The organism is Pseudomonas sp. B1(2018) (assembly GCF_003097365.1).
In the GTDB taxonomy this organism is placed as follows: domain Bacteria; phylum Pseudomonadota; class Gammaproteobacteria; order Pseudomonadales; family Pseudomonadaceae; genus Aquipseudomonas; species Aquipseudomonas laurylsulfatiphila.
This window is the reverse complement of record NZ_PYUK01000002.1, coordinates 283,179-306,553: the sequence shown is the minus strand read 5'-3', so window position 1 is coordinate 306,553 and position 23,375 is coordinate 283,179. Positions and strand designations below refer to the sequence as shown.

General features: G+C 60.1%; 23 protein-coding genes and 1 pseudogene. 11 read left to right on the top strand and 13 right to left on the bottom strand.

The features are described from left to right. Window position 1: 1 nt before the first annotated feature. The gene (locus C9422_RS03915; RefSeq protein ID WP_007975180.1) at window positions 2–865 is read right to left on the bottom strand and encodes a YicC/YloC family endoribonuclease; all 864 of its coding nucleotides are present in this window, start codon (window positions 863–865) and stop codon (window positions 2–4) included. A gap of 268 nt (window positions 866–1,133) precedes the next feature. Between C9422_RS03915 and rph the strand changes: the two genes are divergently transcribed. The 3 genes from rph to gltS all read left to right on the top strand — a co-directional run bounded on the left by rph (window position 1,134) and on the right by gltS (window position 3,886). Beyond that, window positions 1,134–1,856, top strand: a complete 723-nt coding sequence (gene rph, locus C9422_RS03910) for a ribonuclease PH (RefSeq protein ID WP_007975179.1) — start codon at window positions 1,134–1,136, stop codon at window positions 1,854–1,856. A gap of 27 nt (window positions 1,857–1,883) precedes the next feature. After that, complete coding sequence (locus C9422_RS03905; RefSeq protein ID WP_104450281.1) at window positions 1,884–2,252, top strand: DUF4870 domain-containing protein; 369 nt, start codon at window positions 1,884–1,886, stop codon at window positions 2,250–2,252. Between the two features lie 425 nt (window positions 2,253–2,677). Beyond that, window positions 2,678–3,886: a sodium/glutamate symporter gene (gltS, locus tag C9422_RS03900; RefSeq protein WP_116579756.1), complete on the top strand. Its 1,209-nt coding sequence runs from the start codon at window positions 2,678–2,680 to the stop codon at window positions 3,884–3,886. 89 nt (window positions 3,887–3,975) lie between these two features. Here the strand turns inward: gltS and C9422_RS03895 are convergent, their stop codons facing one another. Then, window positions 3,976–4,755 carry an exodeoxyribonuclease III gene (locus tag C9422_RS03895; protein WP_003176915.1) on the bottom strand — a complete coding sequence of 260 codons (780 nt, stop codon included), beginning with the start codon at window positions 4,753–4,755 and terminating at the stop codon, window positions 3,976–3,978. A gap of 81 nt (window positions 4,756–4,836) precedes the next feature. On the opposite strand from C9422_RS03895, the gene pyrE reads away from it, so the two are divergent. Continuing rightward, window positions 4,837–5,481, top strand: coding sequence for an orotate phosphoribosyltransferase (gene pyrE, locus C9422_RS03890; RefSeq protein ID WP_007954442.1), 645 nt, complete (start codon window positions 4,837–4,839; stop codon window positions 5,479–5,481). Between the two features lie 176 nt (window positions 5,482–5,657). Here the strand turns inward: pyrE and argB are convergent, their stop codons facing one another. From argB to coaBC, 4 genes and pseudogenes are all read right to left on the bottom strand, one after another. Continuing rightward, window positions 5,658–6,563, bottom strand: a complete 906-nt coding sequence (gene argB, locus C9422_RS03885) for an acetylglutamate kinase (RefSeq protein WP_015097366.1) — start codon at window positions 6,561–6,563, stop codon at window positions 5,658–5,660. A gap of 17 nt (window positions 6,564–6,580) precedes the next feature. Next, window positions 6,581–7,957: pseudogene (locus C9422_RS03880) on the bottom strand (phosphomannomutase/phosphoglucomutase); the annotation flags it as partial. 261 nt (window positions 7,958–8,218) lie between these two features. Further along, window positions 8,219–8,674: a dUTP diphosphatase gene (gene dut / locus C9422_RS03875; protein ID WP_007975171.1), complete on the bottom strand. Its 456-nt coding sequence runs from the start codon at window positions 8,672–8,674 to the stop codon at window positions 8,219–8,221. 5 nt (window positions 8,675–8,679) lie between these two features. Further along, on the bottom strand, window positions 8,680–9,888 hold the full coding sequence (gene coaBC, locus C9422_RS03870) for a bifunctional phosphopantothenoylcysteine decarboxylase/phosphopantothenate--cysteine ligase CoaBC (RefSeq protein ID WP_116579754.1): 1,209 nt from the start codon (window positions 9,886–9,888) through the stop codon (window positions 8,680–8,682). Window positions 9,889–10,023: 135 nt separating this feature from the next. Between coaBC and radC the strand changes: the two genes are divergently transcribed. Next, the gene (gene radC / locus C9422_RS03865) at window positions 10,024–10,698 is read left to right on the top strand and encodes a DNA repair protein RadC (protein WP_116579753.1); all 675 of its coding nucleotides are present in this window, start codon (window positions 10,024–10,026) and stop codon (window positions 10,696–10,698) included. A gap of 129 nt (window positions 10,699–10,827) precedes the next feature. Here radC and C9422_RS03855 read toward each other — a convergent pair whose 3' ends face one another. Then, window positions 10,828–12,414, bottom strand: coding sequence for an ABC transporter substrate-binding protein (locus C9422_RS03855; protein ID WP_116579752.1), 1,587 nt, complete (start codon window positions 12,412–12,414; stop codon window positions 10,828–10,830). A gap of 445 nt (window positions 12,415–12,859) precedes the next feature. On the opposite strand from C9422_RS03855, the gene rpmB reads away from it, so the two are divergent. Next, a complete protein-coding gene (rpmB, locus tag C9422_RS03850; protein WP_007975166.1) occupies window positions 12,860–13,093 on the top strand; it encodes a 50S ribosomal protein L28 in 234 nt (77 codons plus the stop codon). Window positions 13,094–13,104: 11 nt separating this feature from the next. Further along, window positions 13,105–13,260 (top strand): 50S ribosomal protein L33, encoded by a 156-nt coding sequence (gene rpmG / locus C9422_RS03845; protein ID WP_003177274.1) that lies wholly within the window; start codon window positions 13,105–13,107, stop codon window positions 13,258–13,260. A 95-nt stretch (window positions 13,261–13,355) separates the two neighbouring features. On the opposite strand, the gene C9422_RS03840 is transcribed toward rpmG, so the two are convergent. Together C9422_RS03840 and C9422_RS03835 are read right to left on the bottom strand one after the other, a co-directional pair. Next, window positions 13,356–13,574, bottom strand: coding sequence for a peptidase inhibitor (locus tag C9422_RS03840; protein ID WP_116579751.1), 219 nt, complete (start codon window positions 13,572–13,574; stop codon window positions 13,356–13,358). 166 nt (window positions 13,575–13,740) lie between these two features. Beyond that, window positions 13,741–14,103: a cupin domain-containing protein gene (locus C9422_RS03835; protein WP_116579750.1), complete on the bottom strand. Its 363-nt coding sequence runs from the start codon at window positions 14,101–14,103 to the stop codon at window positions 13,741–13,743. Window positions 14,104–14,338: 235 nt separating this feature from the next. Here C9422_RS03835 and C9422_RS03830 point away from each other — a divergent pair, with 235 nt between their 5' ends. Further along, entirely contained in the window at window positions 14,339–15,832 is a 1,494-nt protein-coding gene (locus tag C9422_RS03830) for an aldehyde dehydrogenase (RefSeq protein ID WP_116579749.1), read from the top strand. Between the two features lie 267 nt (window positions 15,833–16,099). Next, on the top strand, window positions 16,100–17,242 hold the full coding sequence (locus C9422_RS03825; protein ID WP_116579748.1) for an MFS transporter: 1,143 nt from the start codon (window positions 16,100–16,102) through the stop codon (window positions 17,240–17,242). A gap of 62 nt (window positions 17,243–17,304) precedes the next feature. Here the strand turns inward: C9422_RS03825 and C9422_RS03820 are convergent, their stop codons facing one another. After that, on the bottom strand, window positions 17,305–18,879 hold the full coding sequence (locus tag C9422_RS03820; RefSeq protein WP_116579747.1) for a phospholipase D family protein: 1,575 nt from the start codon (window positions 18,877–18,879) through the stop codon (window positions 17,305–17,307). Between the two features lie 60 nt (window positions 18,880–18,939). Then, entirely contained in the window at window positions 18,940–20,373 is a 1,434-nt protein-coding gene (locus C9422_RS03815; RefSeq protein WP_116579746.1) for a PLP-dependent aminotransferase family protein, read from the bottom strand. Window positions 20,374–20,552: 179 nt separating this feature from the next. On the opposite strand from C9422_RS03815, the gene C9422_RS03810 reads away from it, so the two are divergent. Then, entirely contained in the window at window positions 20,553–20,798 is a 246-nt protein-coding gene (locus tag C9422_RS03810) for a DUF1127 domain-containing protein (protein WP_116579745.1), read from the top strand. 103 nt (window positions 20,799–20,901) lie between these two features. Here the strand turns inward: C9422_RS03810 and C9422_RS03805 are convergent, their stop codons facing one another. Then, complete coding sequence (locus C9422_RS03805) at window positions 20,902–22,209, bottom strand: FAD-binding oxidoreductase (RefSeq protein ID WP_116579744.1); 1,308 nt, start codon at window positions 22,207–22,209, stop codon at window positions 20,902–20,904. A gap of 147 nt (window positions 22,210–22,356) precedes the next feature. Between C9422_RS03805 and C9422_RS03800 the strand changes: the two genes are divergently transcribed. Beyond that, window positions 22,357–22,710 carry a YkgJ family cysteine cluster protein gene (locus C9422_RS03800; RefSeq protein ID WP_102700091.1) on the top strand — a complete coding sequence of 118 codons (354 nt, stop codon included), beginning with the start codon at window positions 22,357–22,359 and terminating at the stop codon, window positions 22,708–22,710. A 136-nt stretch (window positions 22,711–22,846) separates the two neighbouring features. Here the strand turns inward: C9422_RS03800 and C9422_RS03795 are convergent, their stop codons facing one another. Continuing rightward, the gene (locus C9422_RS03795) at window positions 22,847–23,335 is read right to left on the bottom strand and encodes an Lrp/AsnC ligand binding domain-containing protein (protein WP_007975155.1); all 489 of its coding nucleotides are present in this window, start codon (window positions 23,333–23,335) and stop codon (window positions 22,847–22,849) included. Window positions 23,336–23,375 lie beyond the last annotated feature (40 nt).

Genomic DNA, 23,375 nt, shown 5'->3' with positions numbered 1-23,375 from the left:
CTTACTCAATATTCTGCACTTGTTCGCGCATCTGCTCGATCAACACCTTGAGGTTGACCGCAGCCTGGGTGCTGCGCGGGTCGAAGGCTTTGGAGCCCAGTGTGTTGGCTTCGCGGTTGAGTTCCTGCATCAGGAAGTCCAGGCGCCGACCGGCAGCGCCGCCGGATTTGAGTACCCGGCGAACTTCGATGATGTGAGTGCTCAGGCGATCCAGTTCTTCGGCGACGTCGCTTTTTTGCGCGAGCATGACCATTTCCTGCTCCAGGCGCTGCGGGTCCATCTCGGCCTTCATGTCGGCGAAACGGTCGAGGACTTTCTGGCGCTGGGTGGCGAGCATCTGCGGGACCAGTTCGCGCAGGGTCACCACGTCTTCTTCGATGGAGGTCAGGCGCTCGTTGATCAACCGTGCCAGCTCTGCACCTTCGCGCTCGCGGCCGGCCTTGAGTTCCTTGAGGCCCTGGTTGAACAGTGCCAGCGCTTCGGCGTTCAAGGCTTGCGGGTCGGTGGCGTCGCCCACCAGTACGCCGGGCCAGGCCAGGACTTCCAGCGGGTTCAGCGCGGCCGGGTTCTTGATCAGGCCGGCGATGGTCTCGGCGGCGGCGACGAGTTGCGCGGCGCGCTCCTGATCGATCTGCAGCGCCTTGCCGGTGTTTTCTTCGGTGAAGCGCAGGGTGCATTCGAGCTTGCCCCGCGATACGCCTTGGCGCAGGGCTTCACGTACCGCGCCTTCGAGGTCGCGAAAGGACTCCGGCAGGCGCAGGTGGGGTTCCAGGTAGCGGCTGTTGACCGACCGCAGTTCCCAGCTCAGGGTGCCCTGGACGCCGGCTTTTTCGACGCGGGCGAAGGCGGTCATGCTGTGCACCATGGCGGTACCTCGCAAGGCAGATCGGCGCAGAACCTTGGTTCCGGGAATCCGATATCAATGAATTAAAGCCGACTGGCAGCAAAGGCGCAGGATTGTAGCGCAGTGGCGCGGATGCGCCCAAACACAGGGTGTGACAAAGAGCGGCAGGCCTGCGCCGGCGTGCAGTGCAGAGCCTTCGGTCGTCGGCGGATTTTTTTAGAAGTGCCCAGGTGCGGCCGTCGGCTCTATAATGCTCCGCAGTTTTCCGTCCCCAGTACAGGTATTCCCTATGATACGTCCAAGTGGTCGCGCTGCCGATCAGCTCCGCTCGATCCGCATCACCCGCAACTACACCAAACACGCCGAGGGTTCTGTGCTGGTCGAGTTCGGTGATACCAAGGTCATCTGCACCGTCAGCGTTGAACCGGGCGTACCGCGTTTCCTGAAAGGCCAGGGCCAGGGCTGGCTGACCGCCGAGTACGGCATGCTGCCACGTGCCACCGGCGAGCGTAACCAGCGTGAAGCCAGCCGTGGCAAGCAAGGCGGCCGTACCCTGGAAATCCAGCGTCTGATCGGCCGCTCCCTGCGCGCTGCGCTGGACATGACCAAACTGGGCGACGTCACCCTGTACGTCGACTGCGACGTGATCCAGGCAGACGGTGGCACCCGTACGGCGTCGATCACCGGCTCCATGGTCGCGCTGATCGATGCCTTGAAAGTGATCAAGAAGCGTGGCGGCCTGAAAGGCGGCGACCCGGTCAAGCAGATGATCGCTGCTGTTTCCGTGGGCATGTACAAGGGCGAGCCTGTGCTCGACCTCGACTACCTGGAAGACTCGGCGGCCGAAACCGACCTGAACGTGGTGATGACCAGTGCCGGTGGTTTCATCGAAGTCCAGGGTACTGCCGAAGGCGCGCCGTTCCAGCCTGAAGAGCTGAACGCGATGCTGGAGCTGGCGAAGAAAGGCATGAACGAGATCTTCGAACTGCAAAAGGCTGCATTGGCCGACTGACCGGACGCTCCAGACAAGGAGGACACCATGAGTGACGAACAACTGCCGCTGCCCACGCCGAGCCAGGAGGTGCGCCAGTGGGCGATGTTCTGTCACCTGTCCGCCTTGCTGGGAATCTGGATTCCGTTCGGCACGCTGATCGGCCCGCTGATTCTCTGGCAAATGAAGCGCGAGATGGACCCGTTCATCGATGCCCAGGGCAAGGAGGCTTTGAACTTCCAGATCACCGTCGCCATTGCCTCGGCCATCTGCTTCCTGCTGATGGTGGTGATTGTCGGCTTCTTTCTGTTTGGGCTGATCGCTATCGGCGCGCTGGTCCTGACCATCATTGCTGGCGTGAAGGCCAACGAGGGTTTTCCTTACCGGTACCCGTTTACCTGGCGACTGATCAAATAACGATCAATCTTCATTTGCAGGAACGAGCCTGCGGGCACCCACAGAAGCAAAACAGAAGCAGCGTCAGCCAAGGTAATAAGAAAATGCCCCGATAGCTCGGGGCATTTTCGTTTGTCATATCAAATAAATGTTTCAAGTTGTAATTTATATTTGCTAGTTGTAACAATTGTTATGGCAAGTATTGTCGAGTTAATACATTTTTAGTCACAACTGTAAAGTGTCGATATTGCCCTTATGCTTGGCAATAAGTCAGGGTGATTGATAAAGTTGCCCCCACGAAATATTTCAAGAAATATTTTGATATATTCAGACCATTGAAGGTCCTTGAATTCACCATCAATCAGTGTTGAGAAATTCAACCTGTTCAAGAGGCGTGTCCAGGTAAAAAGTTCGCCCCTGAATATATATCCAAGAATAAGTGCAAAATGATTCAGCTCGATTTTTATGGAACATTAGTCGCCGCCTCCCTGGTGCTGTTATTGGGTCGCGGGCTTGTCACACGTGTCGGTTTTTTACGCGCCTACAATATCCCCGAACCTGTAGCGGGTGGCCTGGTGGTTGCCTTGGTTCTCCTGGCCTTGCGCAGCTTCGATGTTCAAGTCCGGTTCGACACTTCGTTGCAGACTCCCTTGATGCTGGCGTTTTTCGCCACCATTGGCTTGAGCGCCGACTTCGCCAGCCTGAAGAAGGGCGGGCGCGTCGTGGGGATTTTCATTCTTGCGGTCACCGGGCTTCTGCTGGTCCAGAATGCCATGGGCATCGGTCTTGCCAGCCTGCTGGGGCTTGATCCTCTGATGGGCCTGCTGACAGGCTCGGTGACCCTGGCGGGCGGTCATGGCACAGGCGCTGCCTGGAGCGCGACATTCAGCGAGAAATACGGCCTGGCTTCGGCTTCCGAGCTTGCGATGGCCTCTGCGACATTCGGCCTGGTGCTGGGCGGTCTGATTGGTGGGCCGGTCGCCCGCTTGCTGATCAAGCGTGTACAGGTACCCGGTTGCGTTGAGCAAGCGAAGCCGCGCGCGCCAAAGGGCTTTGAGCAACCGAACAAGGAGCGCTCGATCACGCCTTTCTCGTTTATCGAGACACTCGCGCTGATCGCCGTCAGCTTGCTGGCAGGTAATCTTCTCAATGGGCTGTTGCTCGGCAGTGCATTCGAGTTGCCGACTTTCGTTTGTGTGTTGTTCGTTGGTGTTGTTCTGCGCAACGGGCTTTCGGCACTTGGCTTGTATCAGGTGTTTGAGCGCGAAGTCTCGGTACTGGGGAATGTAAGCTTGTCGCTGTTCCTGGCAATTGCCCTGATGTCCCTCAAACTATGGGACCTGGCATCGCTGGCTTTGCCGATCTTTATCATTCTGGCTGTGCAAACAGTCGTCATGGCGCTGTTTGCGATATTCGTGACGTTCAGAATAATGGGGAGCAACTACGATGCGGCAGTACTGGCGGCAGGACATTGCGGTTTCGGGCTGGGTGCCACGCCAACAGCCATTGCTAATATGCAGGCCGTGACACAACGCTACGGACCTTCACAGATTGCGTTTCTGGTGGTGCCAATGGTGGGCGCTTTCTTCATCGATATCATTAACGTCATCGTGATCAAGTTGTTCCTGGCGCTGCCATTTTTCGTCGCTGTCTGAAGTTCAGCCGGCTTGCCCCATAAAAAATGCCCGTATCTTGCGATACGGGCATTTTTTTTGACCGTCCTGGGCGTCTGCGAAACGACGCCTCAGATGGTCAGCGTCCAGTCGTAGTCCACGATCAGCGGCGCGTGTTGCGAGAACCGCGGCTGGCGTGGCAGGCGTGCACTGCGTACGAAGCGGCGCAGACCCGGGGTCAGCAGTTGATAGTCGAAGCGCCAACCGAGGTTGAGCATCTCCGCCTGTTCGTTATCTGGCCACCAGCTGTACTGGTCGCCTTCGCGGCTGACTTCGCGCAGGGCGTCGACATAACCCATGTTGCCGACAATCTCGTCCATCCAGGCACGTTCAGGCGCCAGGAAACCCGGAGATTGCTGGCTGTCGCGCCAGTTCTTGATATCCAGCTTCTGTTGCGCCACGTACAGCGAGCCACAATAGATGTACTCGCGACGTTTGCGCCGCTGTTTATCAAGATAACGGGCGAAGTCGTCCATTAGCTTGAACTTCTGGTTCAAGTCTTCATCGCCGTTCTGCCCCGAAGGGAGCAGCAAGGTCGCGATGCTGACCTTGTCGAAATCGGCTTGCAGGTAGCGCCCGTAGCGGTCGGCCGTCTCGAAACCGAGACCGCTGATGACAGCCTTCGGTTGCAGCCGCGAATACAAAGCCACGCCACCTTGGGCGGGGACTTCGGCATCGCAGGCATAAAGGAAGTATCCATCCAGTTGGAAGGCTGGATCGTCCAGTTCAAAGGCGGAGGCGCGGGTGTCCTGCAGGCAGATGACGTCGGCATTCTGTGCCTGCAGCCAACTGAGCAAACCACGCTCGACTGCAGCCTGAATACCATTGACGTTCACACTGATGATCCGCATAAATGGCCCCAAAAATCGCGTGCGTGTATGATACACGGCGTCAAGCTAATTAGCTAAATCCGTGGTATTTGGGGTTTTTTCATGCAAGCGTATCAGCGCGATTTCATCCGTTTTGCCATCGATCGCGGCGTTTTGCGCTTCGGTGAGTTCACCCTGAAGTCCGGGCGCACCAGTCCTTACTTCTTCAATGCCGGGCTATTCAACTCGGGTTCGGCCCTGGCGCAGCTGGGTCGTTTCTACGCCGCTGCCATTGCCGAGAGCGGCATTCCGTTCGACGTGCTGTTTGGCCCGGCCTACAAAGGCATCCCGTTGGCGGCGACTACGGCCGTGGCCCTGGCCGAGCATCACAACCGTGACCTGCCATGGTGCTTCAACCGCAAGGAAGCCAAGGCCCACGGCGAAGGTGGCAGCCTGGTTGGCGCACCCTTGACCGGCGAAGTGCTGATCATCGACGACGTGATCACCGCCGGTACAGCCATCCGTGAAGTGATGCAGATCATCGCTTCCCAGGACGGCGCCAAGGCCGCCGGCGTGCTGATCGCCCTCAACCGTCAGGAGCGCGGCAATGGCGAGTTGTCGGCGATCCAGGAAGTCGAGCGCGACTTCGGCATCCCTGTCATCAGCATCGTTTCGCTGAACCAGGTGCTGGAATTCCTGGCGGATGATCCGCAGCTCAAGCAGCACCTGCCAGCCGTCGAAGCCTACCGCGCCCAGTTCGGCGTATAACGACAAACCCCTGTAGGAGCTGCCGCAGGCTGCGATCTTTTGATCTTGTTTTTAAAAGCAAAATCAAAAGATCGCAGCCTGCGGCAGCTCCTACAGGGGGTGGATCGCAGGGATTGCAGGCAAAAAAAGACCCCGCTCAGCCAGGCCGAGCGGGGTCTTTTTGTTTGCGTTATCGCTTAAGGACGCTTGCGATTGCTGATCAAAGTACCCACACCGGTATCGGTGAAGATTTCCAGCAGGATCGCGTTCGGCACACGACCGTCGATGATCAGCGAGCTGCCCACGCCGCCCTGGACCGCTTCCAGTGCGCAGCGGATCTTCGGCAGCATGCCGCCGTAGATAGTGCCGTCGGCGATCAGTTCGTCGACCTGTTGAGTCGTCAGGCCAGTCAGGACCTTGCCCGACTTGTCCATCAGGCCGGCGATGTTGGTCAGCAGCATCAGCTTCTCGGCCTTCAACGCCTCGGCGACTTTACCGGCCACCAGGTCAGCGTTGATGTTGTACGACTCACCGTTGGCGCCGACGCCGATTGGCGCGATCACCGGAATGAAATCGCCCTTGACCAGCAGGTTCAGCAAGTCGGTATTGATCCCGACCACTTCGCCCACATGGCCGATGTCGATGATTTCCGGGGTGGTCATCTCCGGGGTCTGGCGGGTGACGGTGAGCTTCTTCGCACGAATCAGCTCGGCGTCTTTACCGGTCAGGCCGATGGCGCTGCCGCCGTGGCGGTTGATCAGGTTGACGATGTCCTTGTTGACCTGGCCGCCGAGGACCATTTCCACCACGTCCATGGTCGCGGCGTCGGTGACGCGCATGCCGTCGACGAAATGACTCTCGATCGACAGGCGCTTGAGCAGGTCACCGATTTGCGGGCCGCCGCCGTGAACCACCACCGGGTTGATGCCCACGGCCTTCATCAGCACGATGTCGCGGGCGAAGCCGGTTTTCAGCTCCTCGCTTTCCATCGCGTTGCCGCCGTATTTGATCACCAGTGTCTTGCCGACGTATCGGCGGATATAAGGCAACGCTTCGGACAGGACCTTGGCGGTGTTGGCGGCGGCTTCGCGTTCGAGGGTCATTCAGGGCTCCGGGTGAATCAGAACGGTAGTTGGAGATCAGGTGCAACGCGCTTCAACTGGACTTTGAAAACGTCCTTGATGCGCTGCAATTCAGCCTCGTCATCGGCCTCGAAACGCAGCACCAGCACCGGTGTGGTGTTGGATGCGCGTACCAGGCCCCAGCCTTTGGCGTAGTCGACTCGCACGCCGTCAATGGTGGTCAGGTCGGCGCCTGCGCCCCACTGTGCGTCGTGCAGTGCATCAATGATGCTGAATTTGCTCTCTTCGGTCACATGGATATTGATTTCCGGCGTAGAAATATCGTTCGGGAAGGTTGCGAACAGCTCTTCCGCCGAGGATTTTTCCTTGCTGAGGATCTCCAGCAACCGCGCGGCGCTGTAGATGCCGTCGTCGAAACCGAACCAGCGCTCCTTGAAGAAGATGTGCCCGCTCATTTCGCCAGCCAGCAGGGCGCCGGATTGTTTCATTTTCTTCTTGATCAACGAGTGACCGGTCTTCCACATTAACGACCGACCGCCGTACTCCTTGATCAGCGGGATCAGGCGCCGGGTGCATTTGACGTCGAAGATGATCTCGGCGCCCGGGTTGCGCGCCACGACGTCGCGGGCGAACAGCATCAGCAGGCGGTCCGGATAGACGATGCTGCCGGTGTTGGTCACCACGCCGACGCGGTCGCCGTCGCCGTCGAAGGCCAGGCCGATGTCGGCGTTGGTTTCCTTCACCTTGGCGATCAGGTCGACGAGGTTTTCAGGCTTGCCCGGGTCCGGGTGGTGGTTCGGGAAGTTGCCGTCGACTTCGCAGAACAGCGGGATGACTTCGCAGTTCAGCGCTTCGATCAGCTGCGGGGCAATCACGCCGGCCGCGCCGTTGCCGCAGTCGACAACCACTTTCAGGCGACGGGCCAGCTTGATGTCCTGGACGATTTCGGTGGTGTAGCGCTCGAGGATTTCGACCCGGGTGATGGTGCCCTGGCCGCTGCTCAGGTCATTGGTCTTGAGGCGGTCGTGCAGGGCCTGGATCTGTTCGTTGGCCAGGGTATCGCCGGCAATGACGATCTTGAAGCCGTTGTAGTTCGACGGGTTGTGGCTGCCGGTGAGCATCACACCGGATTTGCCGGCCAGCACGTTGGCGGCGTAGTACAGCGCCGGCGTCGGGACCAGGCCGACATCGCTGACGCGGCAGCCGCTGTCGGCGATGCCTTTGATCAATTGCGCGACCAGCTCCGGACCGGACAAGCGACCGTCGCGACCGACGGACACATTTGGCTCGCCCTGGGCCAGGCTTTGGGAGCCGACGGCGCGGCCAATCCAGTAAGCGGTCTCGGCGTTCAGGAATTCCGGGACGGTGCCGCGGATATCGTAGGCGCGGAAGATGCTGTCAGGGAACTTGGGTGCAATTTTGGCCGGGGTGTTCATCTGTGGAAATGCTCCATCTCGAAAGTGGCTGGACAGGCCGCCGAGTCATTCGGCGACAGGTTCAAACTGAAGGGTATGACGGCGTTTTCCACAGAGAGTTCGTGGTGTGAAAGGGCCATGACGCCCCTGATGGCAGGGGTTTGGCCGGGCAATGCCTTGATTTTCGGTGCTAAACGTTGCAGATGACAATTTGAATTTTGTGGCGAGGGAGCAAGCCCCCCTCGCCACGATGGATCTGTATCAACGGGTACCGGTATGGCCGAAACCGCCAGTGCCGCGCTCGGTTTCAACAAACTCTTCAACCATCTCGAAGTGAGCCTGCACCACCGGCACCAGCACCAGTTGCGCCAGGCGCTCACCGACCGGCATGGTGAATTCGGTTTGGCCACGGTTCCAGCAGGAAACCATCAGCGGGCCCTGGTAGTCGGAATCGATCAGGCCGACCAGATTGCCCAGCACGATGCCGTGCTTATGGCCCATCCCCGAGCGCGGCAGAATCAGCGCCGCCAGGTTCGGGTCACCGATGTAGACCGACAGGCCGGTAGGGATCAGCACGGTTTCACCCGGCTTGATCACGGTGTCCTGCTCCAGCATGGCGCGCAGGTCGAGGCCGGCGGAGCCAGGTGTGGCGTATTGCGGCAGCGGGAATTCGGTACCGATGCGGGGGTCGAGGATCTTGGCTTGCAAAGCGTGCATGTAAATTAAACCTGGTTCAGACGTTCGGCGATAAAAGTGATCAGCTGGCGAGCAATCTTGCTCTTGCTGGTCTGGGCGAAAAGTGTGGCGTGAAGCTCACGATCGATGACGCTGCAGGCGTTTTCTTCGCTGTTGAAGCCAATGCTCGGGTTGGCGACGTCGTTGGCGACGATCAAATCGAGGTTCTTGTCTTTCAACTTGCGCGCAGCGTAATCGAGCAGGTGTTCGGTCTCGGCGGCGAAGCCGACACTGAAAGGGCGGTCGGGGCGGGTGGCGATGGTGGCCAGGATGTCCGGGTTACGCACCATCTGTAGCAACAAGCCGTCGCCGTTCGTAGGATCTTTCTTGAGTTTCTGTGGGGCGACGACTTCCGGGCGGTAGTCCGCGACAGCTGCCGAGGCGATGAACAGGTCGCAAGGGATGGCTGCTTCGCAGGCGGCGAGCATGTCGCGGGCACTGACCACGTCGATGCGGGTGACGCGATCCGGGGTCGGCAAGTGCACCGGGCCGGTGATCAGGGTTACGCGGGCACCGGCTTCCACGGCGGCTTCGGCCAGGGCAAAGCCCATTTTCCCGGAGCTGTGGTTGGTGATGTAGCGCACCGGGTCGATGTTTTCCTGGGTCGGGCCGGCGGTGATCAGTACGTGCTTGCCGGTCAGGGCCTGACGCTGGAAGCAGTCAGCCGTGCACTGGGCCAGTTCAAGGGCTTCGAGCATGCGCCCCAGGCCGACGTCGCCGCAGGCCTGGCTGCCGGAGGCCGGGCCGAAGACCTTGATGTCGCGGCTCTCGAGGGTTTGCAGGTTGGCCTGGGTCGCCGGATCGCGCCACATGGCCTGGTTCATGGCGGGGGCAACGGCGACTACCGCGTCGGTGGCCAGCACCAGCGTGGTCAGCAGGTCATCGGCAATGCCTTGGGCCAGGCGGGCAATCAGATCCGCCGTGGCGGGGGCGATCAGCACCAGGTCGGCCCATTTCGCCAGTTCGATGTGGCCCATGGCCGCTTCGGCCGCAGGGTCCAGCAGGTCCAGATGGACCGGGTGCCCGGACAGGGCCTGCATGGTCAACGGGGTGATGAACTCTGCGCCGCCACGGGTCATGACCACGCGCACTTCGGCGCCCTGGTCGATCAGGCGGCGAACCAGGTCGGCGCTCTTGTAGGCAGCGATACCGCCGCCGACGCCCAGAACAATGCGTTTCCGATACAGCCGCTGCATAGGCCTGCCTTTCAATTCGTTGGTGACATACGTGGCGAAACCCCCTCCCCAGGGTGAATTCGCCCGCAAAAAAGATGGGCTACGATATCACAGCGACCGCTACGGAACAGCGGCGCCCACAGACAGGGAGGTGTTATGAGTATTCGCGATTGGCCGGCGGCGGAACGGCCGCGGGAGAGGTTGCTTGAACAGGGCTCGGGAAGCCTTTCGGACGCCGAATTGCTGGCGATATTTTTACGGACAGGCGTGGTCGGTAAAAGCGCCGTGGATTTGGCACGACATCTGTTGAATCAGTTTGGCAGCCTGCGTTTGCTGCTTGAGGCCGATCAGGAAGCGTTCAGCAAGCAGTTGGGGCTGGGGCCGGCGAAATTCGCACAGTTGCAGGCTGCGCAAGAAATGAGCAGGCGCCACCTGGCCGAGCGGGCGCGTCAGAAACCGGCACTTGAGAGCCCGCAGGCGGTTCGCGACTACCTGAAATCAATGCTGCGCCACGAGCCACACGAGGTGTTTGGTTGCCTGTTTCTTGATTCCAGGCATCAGGTACTGGCGTTTGAGACGCTGTTTCGCGGCTCCATTGACAACACCAGCGTTCATCCGCGAGAGGTGGTCAGGCGCGCCTTGGCCAACAACGCTGCGGCATTGATCCTGTGTCATAACCATCCTTCGGGCAACAGTACCCCCAGTCAGTCCGACCGGGTGCTGACCAAGCGTCTGCAGGAGGCGCTGGAGTTGATTGATGTGCGGGTGCTCGACCATTTCATCATTGGCGATGGCGATCCGCTGTCGATGGCTGAGTATGGGTGGATGTAGATCCGGCAGGAGAATGCAAAACCCTGTGGGAGCGGGCTTGCCCGCGATGACGGCGGTACATTCAGCACAAATGTTGACTGAAAGTCCGCTATCGCGGGCAAGCCCACACAGATTTTGTGTTGTGTCTGATTATTTGAGGTTGACCTTGGAGTAATCCTGCCGCCCGAACGGGCTGACCGAATACCCCTCGACATCCTTGCGCGTCAGCGCGAAGGCCGTCGGGTGGGCCAGGGGCAACCACAGCGCCTGTTGCTGGATCTGCGTCTGCGCCTGTTCGTAAAGCTTGGTGCGCACGCCTTGCTCGCCGGTGGTCTTGCCGGCGCTGATCAGCTTGTCCAGGTCCGCATTGCAATAGCGGGCGAAGTTGGTGCCGGACTTGACCGCGGCGCAGGAAAACTGCGGCGTGAGGAAGTTGTCCGGGTCGCCGTTGTCACCGGCCCAGCCCATGAACAGCAAGTCGTGTTCACCGGCCTTGGCGCGGCGGATCAACTCGCCCCATTCGATCACGCGGATTTCGGCCTGAATACCGATTTCCGCCAGATCGGATTGCAGCAGTTGAGCGCCGAGGCTCGGGTTGGGGTTGAGGAGGCTGCCGGAAGGACGGGTCCAGATGGTGGTCTGGAAGCCTTCCTTGAGCCCGGCCTTGGCCATCAGCGCCTTGGCCTTCTCGACGTCATGCGGATACCCCGGAAGGTTTTTCGCATAGCTCCAGGTGTTCGGCGGATACGGACCATTGGCCGCTTCGGCGGTGTCTTCGAACACGGCTTTGATGTAATTGGCCTTGTCGAAGGCAAGGTTGATGGCCTGACGCACTTCTGGCTTGTCCAGTGGTGGATGCTGGCTGTTGATGCCGACGAATGCGGTCATGAACGCGTCAGTCTTTTCGACTTTCAGGGTCGGCTCTTTCAGCGCTTCCTGTACGTCCAGGGGCTTGGGCGACAGGGCGATCTGGCATTCATTGCGACGCAGTTTCTGCAGGCGGACGTTGGCATCCGGGGTGATCGCGAAGATCAGCGGGTCCACCGAAGGCTTGCCGCGGAAGTAGTCCGGGTTGGCCTTGTAGCGAATCGAAGCGTCTTTCTGAAAGCGCGTGAACACGAACGGCCCGGTGCCGATGGGCTGGCTGTTGAGCTTCTCCGCGGCGCCGGCCTTCATCAGTTTGTCGGCGTACTCGGCGGAATAGATCGAGGCGAAGCCCATGCTCAGGGTGGCGAGGAATGTCGAGTCCGGGTGGTCGAGGGTGAAACGCACGGTCAGCGGGTCCAGCGCGTCGATCTTCTTGATCAGCGTCGGCAATTGCATCGATTGCGCGTGCGGGAAGCCGCTCTGGGCGACTTTGTGCCACGGATTGGCCGGGTCGAGCATGCGCTCAAAGCTGAAAATTACGTCTTCAGCGGTCAGTTCGCGCGTCGGGCTGAAGTATTCAGTATTGTGGAATTTTACGTCCGGACGCAGTTTGAACACGTACGTCAGGCCGTCGGGCGTAACTTCCCAGCTGTCCGCCAGGCTGGCGACCACTTTGCCACTGGCCGTGTCGAAGTCCACCAGACGGTTCATCAGCACGTCGGCCGAGGCGTTGGTGGTGGTCAGCGAGTTGTATTGCACCACGTCGAACCCTTCAGGGCTGGCCTCGGTGCAGACGCTCAGGGCGGCGGCAAAGGCTTGTGGACTCAGCAGAAGCGGGGCGAGCAATAGCGGTAGGGCAGCGAGGCGCATGGTCGGCTTCCTTTACAGATCGAAGGCCCATCTGCAAGTGCAGTCTGGAAAAGCCTTACCCTAGTGGGCTCTTTTGCAAATGACTATCCCCTTTTTCATTTTGAGAGGACTATAGGCGACTGTTTTGCTGTGCAGCGGTTGAGAAACCCCCTTGATTGGCCCAATGCCCGATTCTCTGCGACGAGCGGTCGCCATCGGCGATAGCCTTTGTCCAAAGCGCTCGGAGCTCGGAAAACGGGGATTTTGTGAATTCAACGCACACTGAATGTTGTTGCTCTCCAGTCTTTCTGGTATAAAGCAGCGCTCTTTTCTAGGGGCCCGGTTCCTTCACTGTAGGTGTAGCCGGTAAGACCTCTAAAGAAACGCGGCGCCTGGCGCCAAATGACTGAGAGATTAAGCGGCCAACCCATGCCGGGTTGGGCATGTGGTTTTAGAGGGCTGAGGCATGTCTAGAGTATGTCAAGTTACCGGTAAGGGTCCGGTAACCGGGAATAACATTTCCCACGCAAACAACAAAACCCGTCGTCGTTTCCTGCCGAACCTGCAGCATCACCGCTTCTGGGTTGAAGAAGAGAAACGTTTTGTGCGTCTGCGCGTATCTGCCAAAGGCATGCGTATCATCGACAAGCGTGGCATCACTGTCGTGCTGGCCGAACTTCGCCGCGATGGCAAGGTTTAAGGGAGCTAATCATGCGTGAATTGATTCGTTTGATTTCGAGCGCCGGTACTGGTCACTTCTACACTACCGACAAGAACAAGCGTACTACCCCGGACAAAATCGAGATCAAGAAATATGATCCGGTTGTTCGCAAGCACGTGATCTACAAAGAAGGCAAAATCAAGTAATTGATTTTTCTCTCTTACGAAAAAGGCCCGTATCGCGAGATACGGGCCTTTTTTGTTGCGCGTGAATCAGGTTGTTTCGTCAGCGCCGAAACGGATCAGCCACAGTTGATGCTGACGATTATCCTGTCGGCATTGGTGTGCAGGTTGATGCGTTGCGGGCGCAGGTCCCAGCTCGAAGGGTACTTCGGTCCGGTGGCTCGCACTGGTGCGCCATTGGCCAGGGCGCGAACTTCTTCAAGCAGTTCCGGGGTGCATTTCTGGCCGATGGTGTATTGGGCGATGGCGAGATCGCATTGATCGGGTAAGACTGGCATGTTGCCTCCTTGCATGGCTGTTGGTTGAGTGCCCACGTCGTCGGAAGCTGCACGTCCTGTGCGCTACCGGCTCGACAATGAAATACGGGACACCTGTCAGCAAGTCTTACCCGGTGCCGCTGCCTGGGGCCAGCGGCAGAATGTCAGCGACTGTTTCGAGGTGGGCTCAAGCCTTCTGTTCAAACGCTACGTAGATCTTGCGGCACGGCTCCAGCACTTCCCAGGTGCCGCGAAAACCTGCCGGGATCACAAAGCGATCGCCTGCGCGCAGGGTCTTGGCATTGCCGTCGCTGTCACGCAGCACCGAAACTCCCTGTTGGATCTCGCAGTACTCGTGCTCGGTGAAATTCACCGTCCACTGTCCGACTTCACCTTCCCACACGCCAGCATTCAACTGACCGCAAGGGCTGTTGTAGTGGTTGTACACCGCTTGTTCCGGGTCGCCCTTGAGCACTTTGGCCGGATCCGGGCGGTAGCGCTCGGCGGCGGTGGTGGCCTGGCTGAAGTCGACGACGTTCTGGATGTTCATTGTTGTTATCTCCCCGTGATTGCGGCGCGTTTGGTTGATGAGCCCAAAGTCTATGTTTATTAAAATGAACATCGCAAGGCCGTTTGCCGGCGTTATGTCAAATATATTGAAACTTCATGTGCGGCTGGTTTAGGGTGGTGGATGCCTTCGGCCGAAAAGCAGGCTGGCCGGGCAGAATTCCTGACAGCGCCCGCGAAGAACGCGGGTGTCGTATCAATAAGAGGAGGACACTCGCATGACCACCCTGACCCGTGCCGACTGGGAACAACGTGCCCGCGATCTGAAAATCGAAGGCCGCGCCTATATCAATGGCGAATACACCGATGCCGTTTCCGCCGAGACCTTCGAGTGCATCAGCCCGGTCGATGGCCGTCTGCTGGGCAGGATTGCCAGCTGTGACGCCGCCGATGCCCAGCGCGCCGTGGAAAACGCTCGCGCCACCTTCAACTCCGGTGCCTGGTCGCGCCTGGCGCCGACCAAGCGCAAAGCCACCATGATCCGTTTCGCCGGCCTGCTCAAGCAGCACGCCGAAGAGCTGGCGTTGCTTGAAACCCTGGACATGGGCAAGCCGATCAGCGACTCCCTGTACATCGACGTCCCTGGCGCGGCGCAAGCCCTGAGCTGGAGCGGCGAAGCCATCGACAAGATCTACGACGAAGTCGCCGCCACCCCGCACGATCAGTTGGGTCTGGTGACCCGTGAGCCGGTCGGCGTGGTCGGGGCCATCGTGCCGTGGAACTTCCCGCTGATGATGGCGTGCTGGAAACTGGGTCCGGCGCTGTCCACCGGTAACTCGGTGATCCTCAAGCCGTCGGAAAAATCGCCACTGACTGCCATCCGCATCGCTGCCCTGGCCGTCGAAGCCGGCATTCCGAAAGGCGTGCTGAACGTGCTGCCAGGTTACGGCCACACCGTCGGCAAGGCTCTGGCCCTGCACAACGACGTCGACACCCTGGTGTTCACCGGTTCTACCAAAATCGCCAAGCAACTGCTGATCTACTCCGGCGAGTCGAACATGAAGCGCGTCTGGCTCGAAGCCGGCGGCAAGAGCCCGAACATCGTCTTCGCCGATGCGCCGAACCTGCAGGAAGCTGCCGAAGCCGCTGCTGGCGCCATCGCCTTCAACCAGGGCGAAGTCTGCACCGCCGGTTCGCGTCTGCTGGTGGAGCGTTCGATCAAGGATAAATTCCTGCCGCTGGTGATCGAGGCGCTGAAAACCTGGAAGCCGGGTAACCCGCTGGATCCAGAGACCAATGTTGGCGCGCTGGTCGATACCCAGCAGATGAACACCGTGTTGTCCTACATCGAGTCCGGCCATGCCGACGGCGCCAAGCTGGTGGCCGGTGGCAAACGTACCCTCCAGGAAACTGGCGGCACTTACGTTGAGCCGACGATTTTCGACGGCGTGAGCAATGCGATGAAAATCGCTCAGGAAGAAATCTTCGGCCCGGTACTGTCGGTCATCGCTTTCGACAGCGCCGAAGAGGCCATCGCGATCGCCAACGACACGCCGTACGGCCTGGCTGCTGCGGTCTGGACTGCCGACATTTCCAAGGCGCACCTCACCGCCCGCGCACTGCGTGCCGGTAGCGTGTGGGTCAACCAGTACGATGGCGGCGACATGACCGCTCCGTTCGGTGGCTTCAAGCAGTCCGGCAACGGTCGCGACAAGTCCCTGCACGCGTTCGACAAGTACACCGAGCTGAAGGCGACCTGGATCAAGCTGTAAGTCTTTAAGGGAGGCCTGTTGTAGAACCGGCCTCCCGAAACGACGCAGATCCCTTGTGGGAGCGAGCTTTTGTGGCGAGGGGGCTTGCCCCCGTTCGGCTGCGGAGCAGTCGCAAAACCATTGCACGCGGTGTACTTGATACACCGAGGCAGTAGGTTTTGGGGCCGCTTCGCGACCCAGCGGGGGCAAGCCCCCTCGCCAAAAAGGCTCGCTCCCACAGTGTTTTGTGTTGTCTGTAAAAACAATAAATCCACAGGAGCGTGGAACATGCGTTGGGCGACTTATTTCGCCGTATTGGCATCTGTCCTGAGTGTCGGCCTGGCCCTGGGCGTCAGCATGCCGCTGGTGTCGTTTCGCCTGGAGAGCTGGGGCTACGGCTCGTTTGCCATTGGCGTCATGGCTGCGATGCCGGCCATCGGCGTCCTGGTGGGCGCGAAAATCTCCAGCCATCTGGCGGCGCGATTCGGCACGGCCAATCTGATGCGCCTGTGCCTGTGGGCCGGGGCGGTTTCGATCGGATTGCTGGCGCTGTTGCCGAGTTATCCGGTCTGGTTGGTGCTGCGGTTGATGATCGGGGTGATCCTGACCCTCGTCTTCATCATCGGTGAAAGCTGGATCAATCAATTGGTGGTCGAGGAGTGGCGCGGGCGGCTGGTGGCGCTGTATGGCAGCAGCTATGCGCTGAGTCAGCTGGCAGGCCCGGTGTTGCTGGGCTTTATCGGTACCGAACACGATTATGGCTTTTGGGTGGGCGTCAGTTTGCTGATGGCGGCTCCGTTCCTGTTGCTGGGCCGCAGTGGTGCACCGAGCAGCGAAGCCAGCAGCGTGACCTTGAGTGATTTGCTCGCTTTCTGTCGTGGCCTGCCGGCGATTGCCTGGGCGGTGTCGCTGTTCGCCGCGTTCGAGGCGATGATTCTGACCCTGTTGCCGGTTTATTGCCTGCGCCAGGGCTTCACCACGGAGATTGCCCTGGCGATGGTCAGTACGGTGGTGGTCGGCGATGCGGTGCTGCAATTGCCCATTGGTGCGCTGGCCGATCGCTTGTCGCGCCGGGCGTTGTTTACCGGCTGCGCCGTCGTCTTGCTGGTGTCGAGCCTGGCGATTCCGATGCTGATCGATACGCTGCTGATCTGGCCGCTGTGGGTCTTGTTTGGCGCCAGTGCCGGGGGTTTGTTCACCTTGTCACTGATCCTGATCGGCGAGCGTTATCGCGACGATGCGCTGGTGCGGGCCAACGCGCACATCGCCCAGCTGTGGGGCATCGGTTGCCTGGTCGGGCCGCTGCTGGCGGGCGCCGGCAGCCAGTGGATCAGCGGGCATGCGTTGCCGTTGCTGATGGCGGTCGGGGCCTTGGGCGTGTTGATCGTGGTGTCGCGGCAGGGGGCGTTTGGTGTAGTGCAACCGGCATAGCTCAAAAGATCAAAAGATCGCAGCCTTCGGCAGCTCCTACAGGGTGCGATCTTTTGAAGGGGCTACAACATCCGCTCCAGCCCAACCGTGTTGCTCAGCCACGCATTGAAACGACGCCACCAGCTCCCTGGCTCTTTGGTCAGGGTGTGCATTTTTCCGTCGTCTTCCGTGCTCCAGACAATCTGACCGTTTTCCAGCTCCACTTGATAGCTCAAGGCTGGCGCCATGCCCTGCAGCGCCAGTTCGCGGACCCGTGCAGCCAATTCCGGGCTGTCCACCAGCACGCCGACCTCGGTGTTCCACAGCACTGAGCGCGGATCGAAATTGAACGAGCCGATAAAGGATTTTTGCTGGTCGAAGATCATCGCCTTGCTGTGCAGGCTGGAATCAGAGCCGCGATAAGAGCTGCTGGAAAACAGGTGCGGCCCGCTACCGCTGCCGCCTCCCTCGCCGGGTTGACGACGCAATTCGTACAGCTTCACGCCGTGTTCCAGCAATGCCCTGCGATAGGGCGCGTAACCGCCGTGAACCGCGGGAACGTCCGTGGCTTCCAGTGAATTGGTCAGCAACCTCACCGAAACGCCGGCATCGGCGCGCCCGGTCAGGTACACCAGCCCCGGTTGGCCAGGCACGAAGTAAGCCGAAATCATGATCAGCTCTTTGTGGACGCCGTCGAGTTCAGGTGCCAATTGCGTGGTCAGCAGCAACTGCGGATCGGGCTCGCCCTTGGCCAGTACCTTGCTCGGCGCATCCCACAATGCCTGGTTCCAGGCCCAGATCAGTTCGCGGCGCCAGATGTCCAGGCGCGGATGGGTGGTGAAGGTCATCAAGTGTTTGTAGAGCGCATGATTCTGTTTGCGCGTTTCCGCCAGGGACTCTTCCAGTCGGGTGCGGGTGTTTTCCAGGTCTCGAGGGGTGGGTTTGCTCGACAGGAATTCGTCGATCGGCTTGCTCAGGGCGCTGTTCCAGTATTGGTCGAAACTGTGCCCGAGTTGCTCGGCAACCGGGCCGACACCGAGCAGGTCGATGTCAGTGAAATTCATGTTGGGCTCGGCATCGTAATACTCATCCCCCAGGTTTCGCCCGCCGACGATAGCCATGCAGTTGTCCGCCAGCCACAACTTGTTATGCATGCGTCGATGCTGTTGCGACAGGTTGAGCAGTCGGCCAACGGTACGTGTCACCCCCGTACTGCGGCCAAGGTTCAGCGGATTGAACACGCGGATCTGAATCTGCGGGTGCGCGGCGAGGGTGGCAATGACGCGGTCCAGGCCGTCGCTGGTCGTGTCATCAAGCAGTACCCGCACCCGCACGCCCCGGTCGGCGGCCTTGAGCAATTCTTCGATCAACATGCGCGTGCTGATGCCGTCGTGCACGATGTAATACTGCAAGTCGAGGCTGCTTTGGGCGTTGCGGATCAGTTCGGCACGGGCGGTGAAGGCCTCGGTGCTGTCCGATAGCAGGCGAAAGCCCGACTGGCCCTTGTAAGGCGCGGCCTGCGCCTGGACCGAGCGGCCGAAGGCGGAGTCTGAAGCCGGCAGCGCCTGGCTCGGTACACGCTGTACATCGAGGCTGGCGCAACCGCCCAGGAACGCGGCGAGGAGCACAAGAGCAAGCAGGGGCTGTCTGACTCTCACGTAGGGTCGTTCCGTTTGGCGGCATAGTCAGGCATATGGACGCTGAATCCAGAATAAAAGTCAGTCGCTGAGCTGATCGGTTTCCGCCAGCAGTTTGATCGCTGTCGCACCGACCTTGCGCACCGCCTCTTCGATCTGCGGTGTTGGCTTGGCAGCGTAGTTCATGCGCAGGCAATTGCGGTATTTGCCGGAGGCGGAAAAAATACTGCCCACGGCAATCTGTACGCCCTGGTCGTGCAAGGCGCGATTCAGTTTCAGGGTGTCGAAGCCTTCCGGCAGTTCGACCCACAGCATGAAGCTGCCTTGTGGGCGACTGGCGCGGGTGCCGGTCGGGAAATAGTGGGTTACCCAGTCGATCATCATGTCGCGATTGCGCTGGTATTGCGTGCGCATCCGCCGCAAATGCGGTTCGAAGTGGCCGCCCTTGAGAAATTCGGCGATGGCGATCTGCGGTTGTGGCGCGGTAGAGCCGGTGCTGATGTATTTCATGTGCAGCACCCGCTCCAGATAGCGGCCGGGCGCGACCCAGCCGATGCGCAGACCCGGCGCCAGGGTCTTGGAAAACGAACTGCACAACAGGACGCGACCGTCCTCGTCGAAGGACTTGATCGTGCGCGGGCGCGGATAGGTGTAAGCCAGTTCGCCATACACATCGTCCTCGATGATCGCCACGTCAAACCGCTGCGCAAGCGTCAACAACGCGCGTTTTCGCGACTCGGGCATGATGTAGCCCAGCGGGTTGTTGCAGTTGGGGGTCAGCTGTATGACCTTGATCGGCCACTGCTCCAGGGCCAGTTCCAGCGCTTCGAGGCTGATGCCGGTCAGTGGATCGGTGGGGATTTCCAGTGCCTTCATGCCCAGGCCCTTGAGGGTCTGCATCGCACCGTGAAAGCTCGGCGAGTCCACCGCCACAATGTCTCCCGGTTCGCAGATCGCCCGAATGCTGGTAGACAGCGCTTCGTGGCAACCGGTGGTCACTACCAGGTCGCTGGCGCCCAACTGGCAGCCGGAATCGAGCATCAGGCGGGCGATCTGTTCGCGCAGTTCGAGGTTGCCGTGGATGTTGTCGTAATACAGACCGGGCATGTCCTGCCGCCGGCTGATCCGCGCCAGGTCGCGCAACAGTGGCTTCATGGTTGGACTGGTGATGTCCGGCATGCCGCGACCCAGTTGCACCACGTCTTTGCGCGGTACAGCGCGAATCAACTCCAGCACCTGATCCCATTGGGAGATGTCCACCGGCCGTTGGGCCGGGCGGCCGACTGCCGGCAGATCCGGCAGTTCGCGGCTGGCCGGGACGAAGTACCCGGACTTGGGACGCGGCGTGGCCAGCCCGCTGTCTTCCAGCACCCGATAGGCCTGCTGCACCGTGCTCAGGCTGACGCCGTGCTCGACGCTCAGCGCCCGTACCGAGGGCAGCCGGTCACCGGGGCGATAGAAGCCCTGTTCGATACGCGTGCCGAGCAGTTCGGCCAGGTTGACGTAAAGGGTCATGGTGCAGCCTCGATAGGGGTGGTTCGGTCAACCAGTACAGATCAGACGAAAAATCGGGATTCAGTGGCGGAATCGGCAAAACTGTATGGAGTTAATACAGTTGCTTTGAATCTGTAATGCTTTTGTGCGCCCACGCATCATGGAACCTCTGGCTACCCAAGTAAACAGGAGCATCCAAGATGAACGGTTTGAGCGATGTGCGGCTGACATTACACAGTCAGGAACTGGCGACAGGGCAGAACAACGGCGCGCGGGAGGCGGGCATGCACAATGCGTCGTCCGGCCAGAGTCGTTGGGATCAGTTCTGGCGCCGGCTGCACACGCGCAAGGCGTTGCTGTCGCTGACCCCCGACCAGCTCAAGGATATCGGACTGACACGGGAGCAGGCGCGGGAGGAGGGGCTAAAACCCTTCTGGAGACAGTAACCATCCCCTGTAGGAGCTGCCGCAGGCTGCGATCTTTTGATCTTGTTCTTTAAAAAGGCAAAGTCAAAGGATCGCAGCCTGCGGCAGCTCCTACACAGTGCGATTAGACCAATTCTTTAAGCCGATGCCACAACATCCCCAGCGCCAGCAACGGCGAGCGCAAATGCTTGCCGCCGGGGAAGGTGATGTGCGGCACCCGGGCGAACAGATCGAAGCCGCCGCTGTGCTGGCCGCTGATGGCTTCGGCCAGCAGCTTGCCGGCCAGGTGCGTGGCATTCACGCCATGACCGGAATAGGCCTGGGCGTAATACACATTCGGCTGATCCTTGAGCCGCCCGATCTGCGGCAGGCGGTTGGCGCCGATGCCGATCATGCCGCCCCATTGGTACTCGATCTTCACTGCGCTCAACTGCGGGAAAACCTCGAGCATTTTCGGACGCATGTACGCGGCGATGTCTTTCGGGTCGCGGCCGGAGTAATGGCAGGCGCCGCCAAACAGTAGGCGCCGGTCCGCCGAAAGCCGGTAGTAGTCCAGCGCCACCCGTTGGTCACAGACCGCCATGTTCTGCGGCAGCAGGGCGTGGGCCTGCTCCTCGCTCAGTGGTTCGGTGGCGATGATGTAGCTGCCGGCGGGCAGGACCTTACCGCTGAGTTCCGGGTTGAGGTTGTTGAGGTAGGCGTTGCAGCCCAGCACCAGGGTCTTGGCGCGCACCGAGCCCTCGGCGGTATGGACCTTGACCTCGGAGCCATAGTCGATGCGGGTCACGGCCGACTGTTCGAACAGTCGGACCCCCAGTCGTTGCGCCGCCGCCGCTTCACCCAAGACCAGGTTCAGTGGATGCAGGTGCCCCGAGCCCATGTCGATCAGGCCGCCGACATAACGCGTGGAGCCGACCACGGTGTGCATCTCGTTGGCTTGCAGCAAGCGAGTCTCGTAGCGATATCCGAGGCTGCGCAGTTCTTCGGCATCCTCGGCGAACCCTTCAAGGTCGCGTGGCTTGTTGGCGAGGTCGCAGTAACCCCAGGTCAGGTCGCAGGGGATCTGGAAGCGCTCGACCCGTTGCCGGACGATTTCCACGGCTTCCAGACCCATGAGTTTCATTTGCCGCACGCCTTCGGCGCCGATGACGTTGGTGAATTGATCGAGGCCGTGGCCGACGCCGCGAATCAGCTGTCCGCCATTGCGTCCACTGGCGCCCCAACCGATTCTGTAGGCCTCAAGCAACACCACGCTGAGGCCGCGTTCGGCCAGCTCAAGCGCCGTGTTCAACCCCGAAAACCCGCCGCCCACCACGCAGACATCGGCCAGCAATTCGCCTTTGAGCACCGGAAGTTCGGGTTGCGGCAGGCTGGTGGCGGCGTAGTAGGACGCGGTGTGGTTCAGAGCAGGCTGTTGAGCACGGGGGGTCATGTGCGTGTTCCTGATTCTTGCGTTTAGAAAATTTGACGGAGCATAAGTCGGACCTTCCCGGACGGGCAACATTGGTCGGGGGGTGCTGTCTGGATCGCGGCTTTTGCGTCAGAATCGCGCTCTATTCCGCTTTGGGTCACCGCTGCAATGAGCTGCAACAGTCAGACAATCCGCACATTGCGCCAACAGATTCCCTCGTTCGAGTGCGTGCCCGGCTGCCATGACTGCTGCGGGCCGGTGACCACCTCGCCGGAAGAAATGTCGCGCCTGCCGCGCAAGACGCGCGCCGAGCAGGATGCCGCCATGGAAGCACTCAACTGTGTGCATCTGGGGCCCAATGGCTGCACGGTGTATGACGAGCGGCCGCTGATCTGCCGGTTGTTCGGTACCACCAAGACCTTGCCGTGCCCCAATGGGCGCGGGCCGGTGGAGTTGATTCATCCGCGGGTGGAGAAGCAGGTGTTCGAGTACATGGCCAGTACACGGCAGGTGTTGGTCTAGATAGATCGAGTCGCTGCCTTCGCGAGCAAGCCCGCTCCCACATTGGATCTTCAGTGAACACAAAGTTTATGTTCGACACGGATTAACTGTGGGAGCGGGCTTGCTCGCGAAAGCGGCTGAACAGACACCGCCAATCTCAATCGGGAATCGGCAGGGTCAGGCTCTCCTTCACCTCTTCCATCACGATATAGCTCTTGGATTCCCGCACATGGGGCAGCTTGAGCAGGATGTCGCCCAGCAACTTGCGGTACGAGGCCATCTCGGAAATCCGCGCCTTCACCAGGTAGTCGAAATCCCCTGACACCAGATGACACTCCAGTACATGGGGCAATTTCAGCACCGCGCGTCGGAACTCTTCGAACGTATCGCCGGACTTGTAATCCAGGCTGATCTCGACGAACACCAGCAGACTCCCCTTCAGGTGTTGCGGATTCAGCCTGGCGTTGTAGCCCATGATGATCCCCTCGCGCTCCAGACGCCGGACCCGCTCAGTACAGGGCGTGGTCGAGAGCCCGACCTTTTCCCCAAGCTCGGTAAAGGAAATCCGCCCGTCCGCTTGCAGGATCCGCAGGATGTTGCGGTCGATCTTGTCCAGCTCACGTTTGGTCTGAGTGTTGGTACGCATAGGGGATGCGCCTCCGTGAAAAGGGTTTTTGCCGAGAATT

What these genes read in the sequence shown, in the direction of transcription:
- C9422_RS03915 (WP_007975180.1), bottom strand. Translation starts at nt 865, where the DNA reads ATGGTGCACAGCATGACCGCCTTCGCCCGCGTCGAAAAAGCCGGCGTC.
- rph (WP_007975179.1), top strand. Translation starts at nt 1,134, where the DNA reads ATGATACGTCCAAGTGGTCGCGCTGCCGATCAGCTCCGCTCGATCCGC.
- C9422_RS03905 (WP_104450281.1), top strand. Translation starts at nt 1,884, where the DNA reads ATGAGTGACGAACAACTGCCGCTGCCCACGCCGAGCCAGGAGGTGCGC.
- gltS (WP_116579756.1), top strand. Translation starts at nt 2,678, where the DNA reads ATGATTCAGCTCGATTTTTATGGAACATTAGTCGCCGCCTCCCTGGTG.
- C9422_RS03895 (WP_003176915.1), bottom strand. Translation starts at nt 4,755, where the DNA reads ATGCGGATCATCAGTGTGAACGTCAATGGTATTCAGGCTGCAGTCGAG.
- pyrE (WP_007954442.1), top strand. Translation starts at nt 4,837, where the DNA reads ATGCAAGCGTATCAGCGCGATTTCATCCGTTTTGCCATCGATCGCGGC.
- argB (WP_015097366.1), bottom strand. Translation starts at nt 6,563, where the DNA reads ATGACCCTCGAACGCGAAGCCGCCGCCAACACCGCCAAGGTCCTGTCC.
- dut (WP_007975171.1), bottom strand. Translation starts at nt 8,674, where the DNA reads ATGCACGCTTTGCAAGCCAAGATCCTCGACCCCCGCATCGGTACCGAA.
- coaBC (WP_116579754.1), bottom strand. Translation starts at nt 9,888, where the DNA reads ATGCAGCGGCTGTATCGGAAACGCATTGTTCTGGGCGTCGGCGGCGGT.
- radC (WP_116579753.1), top strand. Translation starts at nt 10,024, where the DNA reads ATGAGTATTCGCGATTGGCCGGCGGCGGAACGGCCGCGGGAGAGGTTG.
- C9422_RS03855 (WP_116579752.1), bottom strand. Translation starts at nt 12,414, where the DNA reads ATGCGCCTCGCTGCCCTACCGCTATTGCTCGCCCCGCTTCTGCTGAGT.
- rpmB (WP_007975166.1), top strand. Translation starts at nt 12,860, where the DNA reads ATGTCTAGAGTATGTCAAGTTACCGGTAAGGGTCCGGTAACCGGGAAT.
- rpmG (WP_003177274.1), top strand. Translation starts at nt 13,105, where the DNA reads ATGCGTGAATTGATTCGTTTGATTTCGAGCGCCGGTACTGGTCACTTC.
- C9422_RS03840 (WP_116579751.1), bottom strand. Translation starts at nt 13,574, where the DNA reads ATGCCAGTCTTACCCGATCAATGCGATCTCGCCATCGCCCAATACACC.
- C9422_RS03835 (WP_116579750.1), bottom strand. Translation starts at nt 14,103, where the DNA reads ATGAACATCCAGAACGTCGTCGACTTCAGCCAGGCCACCACCGCCGCC.
- C9422_RS03830 (WP_116579749.1), top strand. Translation starts at nt 14,339, where the DNA reads ATGACCACCCTGACCCGTGCCGACTGGGAACAACGTGCCCGCGATCTG.
- C9422_RS03825 (WP_116579748.1), top strand. Translation starts at nt 16,100, where the DNA reads ATGCGTTGGGCGACTTATTTCGCCGTATTGGCATCTGTCCTGAGTGTC.
- C9422_RS03815 (WP_116579746.1), bottom strand. Translation starts at nt 20,373, where the DNA reads ATGACCCTTTACGTCAACCTGGCCGAACTGCTCGGCACGCGTATCGAA.
- C9422_RS03810 (WP_116579745.1), top strand. Translation starts at nt 20,553, where the DNA reads ATGAACGGTTTGAGCGATGTGCGGCTGACATTACACAGTCAGGAACTG.
- C9422_RS03805 (WP_116579744.1), bottom strand. Translation starts at nt 22,209, where the DNA reads ATGACCCCCCGTGCTCAACAGCCTGCTCTGAACCACACCGCGTCCTAC.
- C9422_RS03800 (WP_102700091.1), top strand. Translation starts at nt 22,357, where the DNA reads ATGAGCTGCAACAGTCAGACAATCCGCACATTGCGCCAACAGATTCCC.
- C9422_RS03795 (WP_007975155.1), bottom strand. Translation starts at nt 23,335, where the DNA reads ATGCGTACCAACACTCAGACCAAACGTGAGCTGGACAAGATCGACCGC.